Genomic DNA, 5,089 nt, shown 5'->3' with positions numbered 1-5,089 from the left:
GAGAGCGCGCAGGATTCGGCCTCCAATATCGGTCAGCAGATCGTGCGAAATCAACTCAACGTCCAGCCGACACTCACCGTCCGACCAGGGTTCCCGGTCCGTGTCATCGTCAATCGCGACCTTGTCCTGGCACCTTACGGCGTGCCGAAGGAACCGTCATGAGCAAGCTGAAACTCTCTGCAATTCCGGATGAGCGGCCAGTCAAGATTACGGTCGAGTTGCCTGCCGCCGTTCATCGAGATCTTGTCGCCTACGCCGAAGTGCTGGGCCGCGAGACGGGACAGACGGTCGCCGATCCCGTAAGGCTGATTGCGCCGATGCTGGTGCGATTCATGGCGACGGACCGCGCGTTCAGCCGGGCCCGACGCGACACGAAATCAGGATAGGCGGACCGTGGCGCGCTTCGTTTCCACGAAACGCAGGGCGACGTCGGGCCTGCTGCGAATGAAGTCGGCAACCGCATCGAGAAGCTCGGTAGCATGCACCGCCATTTCAAAGCCGCCCGGCAGGATGCCGGCCTGTTCTCTTCGGTCCGTTTCCTCCATGGCGAGTGTGCCGTCGAGATCAGTCAGAACGCGGCGAAGATTGCGCAGGAGTCGTGCGCCGGCCAGGGTCGGTCGGACTCCGCCTGCGTGGCGTTCGAAAAGAATTGTTCCCACCGCGTGCTCAAGGCTACGGATGCGCCGGCTCAGTGCGGAATGGTGGATGCCCATGCGTCGGGAGGCGCCGAGGAAGCTGCCCTCCTCGAACACGATGAGGGCGCATTCGAGCGTGATGAGTTGGACGCGTCGCCGCATGGCGCTTCCTCCACCTGGAAGTGATTGTGGCCCGCGCCCACCACGCGAACTGTCCAGTCGCCCGCCTATCTGCCCCATTGAAGTACCTGGTCAAAGCCCCCCGGTTTGGGGGCGAGCGCCTCAGTTGCCAATCGCACCAGTCGGCGGGCTCGCCTTCCGCGTTTCATGCAATCTGGCGAGTGTGCGTTCATCGAAGCTCGCCGTCACCGCCACTGTCTCTTCACCGCCTATGATCTTCGGCAGCCCCAGCGGCGTCACCCTGAAATGCAGTTGGACCAGGCGCAGCAGCCAGAGAGGGTTCATCTCGATGATGATCGTATCGATGCTTCTGTCCAGGCCCCACTCGACGATGCCTGACAAAAGCGCATTCGCCACCGGGCTCAGCATTCTTCCCCGTTCTCGGTACTGCGGCTCGACGCAGTAGCGCGTCCATTCCCAGATGTTTTCGCCCACGGGGCGTTGGCCTTCGCAAAGGTCCGACAGGACCTCCGAGAGCAAGTGGGGGCGGGTCGAAGGCAGCATGCGCTGGTAGCCGACAACGCGCTCCTCAGCCGTAAAGAGCATGTGGACTGCGTGCTCATTGTCGAACCGGTCGATTTCACGACCATCTGCGCGCCGCAGATCCGTCCAGCCCTTTTCTTCGACAAAGACCTTGTGGCGAAGGCGGAACGCCTGTTCCAGCTCCGCCTGATATTCTTCTGAATTCTGCGATGTAACCACAAGAAGCATCTCGGTTATCCTCCAGTTTGGAGGTCAACCAATGGTCGCTTCCTGTAGAAGGCGGCATCACGCGATTGCGTGAGCTAGGCGATCAGACCGTGACGAAAGGCTTCCGCGACAGCATGCACTGTGCTTGCTACTCCGAGCCTCTCGCGCGCCGCCCGCAGGTGAGTGTCTGCCGTGTTGCGACTTACAGCGAGACGGTCAGCGATCTCATCGACAGTCAAGCCTTCCGCTGCCCAGCGCAGAACGTCCCTTTGTCTCGGAGATAAACGTGCCGGCCGGATATCGCGTTTTGCATCAGTGATAACAGCCGCGCAGCCGAAAGCGTAAGCTGCAACCAACTGAAAGGCGAGACGGTCGTGGGGATCCGGATCCAGCTTTTCTCCCGCGACGGAAAACCCGACCGGCTGCCCATCCAATGTGGCAAACGGGACTGTCAAACCCTCGCATAATCTGAAGTCGGTTGCCTCGTCCATGATCCGGCGGCCGAAAGGACAGACCTTGCATAGGTTATCGATCTCGCTCCAGAGGAAGGGCGTGCTGCCCCGGTTCACAAGTTGAATCGTTGGATCGCGATATAGGTAGCCCTTTGAAAAATATCGCTCGGACCATTGTTCTGGCCAGGCATGGAGAATGACATGCGAAGCTTGATCATGTTTCAGAGCTTGGGGTGGGGGAATTAGTCCTGCCAGAAGATTGGTCGCGCCAATGCGTCCGGCGTAGCCAAGGATGTGTCGGCATATTTCCTGTTGAGTTGAGCTCTTACCGACATTGTTCAGAAGCTCGTACGTATCGTCGATGCGTTTAAACCATGCCATATGTACTCCTGCGTCCAGTACTAGGCCGGGACGCGCGCTGCGCCCGTAATCTGGTTATCTATCCGTGGTCTGCTCGCCAGCGTCCTTATCCCTGTTTCGGCCAGGTTTGGCCTGCGCCTCCAGTCCCAGGATCAGGGTTTCGATCAGGAAGTCGTAACCATCCTCGAGCGGGGCGACGTTCCCGCTTTTCCAGCGCATCACGAACGACCGGTTGTACATTTGCGGCAGGTATCGCGTAACCAACGGAAACCGCGCTGGGTCAAGCGCATCAAGGCCTGCGTTAAATGTTTCTACCCATTCCGAGTCTTCGGTAGCGCCGTCTGCGGCGAGTTCCATCGTGATATAGCCTTCCAGGGCGCCAACCACTGAATTGAAGGCATTGATCAAAGCCTGATCCTCGAATCCGGCTTGGGTGAGCGCAGTCAGAATGATCTCGACCCAAGGTGCATTCGGCGCGCCGTTGGAGCGGATATGCGGACCGAGCAGGGGTGCGGCCCTGGGGTGCTCGTGGACTCGCGCGCGAAACCGGCGGAATAGAAGCCGGATCGTGTCGCGCCAATCGTCCGGCAGATCCGAGGGTGTCATCAGGCTTGCAATCAGCGCGCCCGAAATTTCGGCAAGCAGATCCGACTTGGCGCCGCCCGCATGCCAGTACAGGGCGGCCGGATAGACGTTGAGCCGGCGGGCGAGAGCGCGGACAGAGAATCCGGCTATTCCCTCGTCGTCGATCAGGGCAATGGCGGCCTCCACAACGCGCTCCCGCGTCAAGCCGATAGCGCCTGCTCTACCGACCGAGCGCTTCTTGGTGGAAGACTGTGTGTTCAAGGCAGCTTTCCGTCACCACTATGCGAGGCCGAGGATGTGCCCGACTTCTGTCGCAAATCGTTCATTGTCCCCTGTTGTCCCGATGCTCACCCGCAGAAAGTGACGATAGCCGGCCTCCATCCATGGCTTGACGACTATGCCTTTTTTGATCAGGGCGCTAGCCACAGGGGCAGCTTGGGTCGCCAAGTCGAGGAACAGGAAGTTGGTCTGTGACGGGACAACGCGGACACCCAATCCGGCCAGGCGATCGGCGAGGATGTTTCGGTCGTGCCGTATCTTGGCCGTGGTCTGCAGCATCCATGCTTCGTCCTGGAGCGCGGCAATTGCGGCAGCCTGCGCGGCCGCGTTGACGTTGAACGGGGTCATGCATGAACGCATCGCCCTGGCGATGCGTTCATCCGAGGCGATGCCGTAGCCCGCACGCAAGCCGGCGAGACCATAGGCCTTGGAGAAGGTGCGTAGCACAACCCAGGAAAGATCCGAGCGACCGCCCAGCACCTGCAAGCCATCCGGATAGCTGGAGTCGATCATCTCGAAATAGGCTTCATCCAACACGAACAATGTCGTGGGATGCACCGCGTCAAGCAGCCGGTCGAGTGCCCTACGCGACAAGGCCCGCCCCACCGGATTGGAAGGCGATGAGACGAAAACGATCTTTGGTCTGCGTGTGAGCTCATCCGCCAACCCGTCCACGTCATAATCGAGTGCTGGTGTCATCGGCACCTTGAGCACTTGTGCACCGGCCGCCATGGGCTCGATCTCGTGCAAGCCGAAGCACGGTGAGACGGTCAAGACCGAATCACCCTTTTGCAGATACGCGCGGCAAAGTGCTGCAATCAACTCCTCCGAGCCATTGCCGCAGACGATCTGATCAGAGGAGGTGCCGAGCTTTTCCGAAAGCACGTGCCGCAGCGCAGCCGACGCCGGGTCGCTGTAGCGCGATGGGACAAGTGATGCCAGGGCGGCGGACACTGCCGGCGATGAACCGTAAGGATTCTCGTTGCTTGCCAATGCCGCAATGTCTTGCAGGCCACTGACCCGCCGCGCGGCAACTGCCGATATTCCAGCGTTGTAAACGGGAAGAGAGGCGATTTCCTGCCGAGGGCAGATGGCGTCGTTCGGAAATGACTGCATGATCCTACCTTCTCCTTTTTCTCGCTATTCGCGTCGGTTGCCCCCCGCCAGGGAGGAGGCCAATCCGGGCAAAAAATGTCGTTGACACGGCAAAGGTATATACATAATGTTTTTATTGTCCACTGAACAATAAATCTCAAAGCGGCGGACACTGAGACACTGCACCGACCATCGTAGGTGGCTTCGATGGGCACATGCAGTGTGGGAAAGGGATGGAACAATTCGCACCGGGCGACTTGGGCGCCAGAGTGCCGGCGGATAGGCGTGCAACCTGGGTCGTATCAGCGAAGGCCTCGTGCGCAGGCCGCAAATCCGAAAATGTCCAGGAAGGGAAATCCATTATGATCTCGACCCGACGTTCGTTGCTCAAGATGGGTTTGGCGGGGCTGCTTGTTCCCCAGGGGCGCGTTGCATCCGCAGACGAGAAGAAGGGGCAGTCGTTCGAAGCCTGGCGACACGATTTCGAAGCCTCCCTTCCAGCACGCATGGCGGCCGCCAAGGTCTCAGGAGCCGCCGTCGCCATCGCCTCCAGAGACAGCGCGACGCGCTACACTGCGGCCTTCGGGTTTGCCGATCTGGCGCAAAACCGCAAATTGACCGCGGACACGCCAATGCATTTGGCTTCGGTCAGCAAACTGGTCACCGCCACGGCCCTGGTCCAGTTGTTTGAGCGGAAGGGCTACGATTTGCACGATGACATCAACAAGTTCATCGACTTTCGGATCAAGAACCCTCGCCACCCGAGCTTGCCGATCACGCCGCATCAGCTGATCACGCACACATCCAGTATCT

8 protein-coding genes are annotated in these 5,089 nt (G+C 59.8%); 3 read left to right on the top strand and 5 right to left on the bottom strand.

Going from position 1 to position 5,089, the window contains the following annotated elements:
- The coding region (locus EN925_RS22820) for a TrbI/VirB10 family protein (RefSeq protein WP_281040659.1) at positions 1-162 on the top strand (162 nt) is incomplete at its 5' end.
- Positions 159-386, top strand: coding sequence for a DUF2274 domain-containing protein (locus EN925_RS22815; RefSeq protein ID WP_127369821.1), 228 nt, complete (start codon positions 159-161; stop codon positions 384-386). The genes EN925_RS22820 and EN925_RS22815, both read left to right, overlap by 4 nt.
- Here EN925_RS22815 and EN925_RS22810 read toward each other — a convergent pair.
- The 5 genes from EN925_RS22810 to hisC form a co-directional block, all read right to left on the bottom strand.
- Positions 378-797: a LysR family transcriptional regulator gene (locus EN925_RS22810; RefSeq protein ID WP_164766207.1), complete on the bottom strand. Its 420-nt coding sequence runs from the start codon at positions 795-797 to the stop codon at positions 378-380. The two genes, EN925_RS22815 and EN925_RS22810, sit on opposite strands and share 9 nt — an antisense overlap.
- Before the next feature lie 120 nt (positions 798-917).
- Positions 918-1,526 carry an acyl-homoserine-lactone synthase gene (locus EN925_RS22805; RefSeq protein ID WP_127369819.1) on the bottom strand — a complete coding sequence of 203 codons (609 nt, stop codon included), beginning with the start codon at positions 1,524-1,526 and terminating at the stop codon, positions 918-920.
- A 74-nt stretch (positions 1,527-1,600) separates the two neighbouring features.
- Positions 1,601-2,338, bottom strand: coding sequence for a LuxR family transcriptional regulator (locus EN925_RS22800; protein WP_127388546.1), 738 nt, complete (start codon positions 2,336-2,338; stop codon positions 1,601-1,603).
- Between the two features lie 54 nt (positions 2,339-2,392).
- Positions 2,393-3,163: a TetR/AcrR family transcriptional regulator gene (locus EN925_RS22795; protein WP_127388545.1), complete on the bottom strand. Its 771-nt coding sequence runs from the start codon at positions 3,161-3,163 to the stop codon at positions 2,393-2,395.
- Positions 3,164-3,181: 18 nt separating this feature from the next.
- Positions 3,182-4,297, bottom strand: coding sequence for a histidinol-phosphate transaminase (hisC, locus tag EN925_RS22790; protein WP_127370449.1), 1,116 nt, complete (start codon positions 4,295-4,297; stop codon positions 3,182-3,184).
- Between the two features lie 341 nt (positions 4,298-4,638).
- Here hisC and EN925_RS22785 point away from each other — a divergent pair.
- Positions 4,639-5,089 (top strand): serine hydrolase domain-containing protein (locus tag EN925_RS22785; protein ID WP_245487274.1); only part of this gene is annotated, 451 nt, incomplete at its 3' end.

Origin of the sequence: Mesorhizobium sp. M7A.F.Ca.US.006.04.2.1 (assembly GCF_004022915.1) — a bacterium.
In the GTDB taxonomy this organism is placed as follows: Bacteria; Pseudomonadota; Alphaproteobacteria; order Rhizobiales; family Rhizobiaceae; genus Mesorhizobium; species Mesorhizobium ciceri.
This window is presented reverse-complemented; position numbering and strand designations above follow the sequence as displayed.

Excerpts from the sequence above, each read along its gene's own strand:
- EN925_RS22815 (WP_127369821.1), top strand. The coding sequence starts at position 159 with ATGAGCAAGCTGAAACTCTCTGCAATTCCGGATGAGCGGCCAGTCAAG.
- EN925_RS22810 (WP_164766207.1), bottom strand. The coding sequence starts at position 797 with ATGCGGCGACGCGTCCAACTCATCACGCTCGAATGCGCCCTCATCGTG.
- EN925_RS22805 (WP_127369819.1), bottom strand. The coding sequence starts at position 1,526 with ATGCTTCTTGTGGTTACATCGCAGAATTCAGAAGAATATCAGGCGGAG.
- EN925_RS22800 (WP_127388546.1), bottom strand. The coding sequence starts at position 2,338 with ATGGCATGGTTTAAACGCATCGACGATACGTACGAGCTTCTGAACAAT.
- hisC (WP_127370449.1), bottom strand. The coding sequence starts at position 4,297 with ATGCAGTCATTTCCGAACGACGCCATCTGCCCTCGGCAGGAAATCGCC.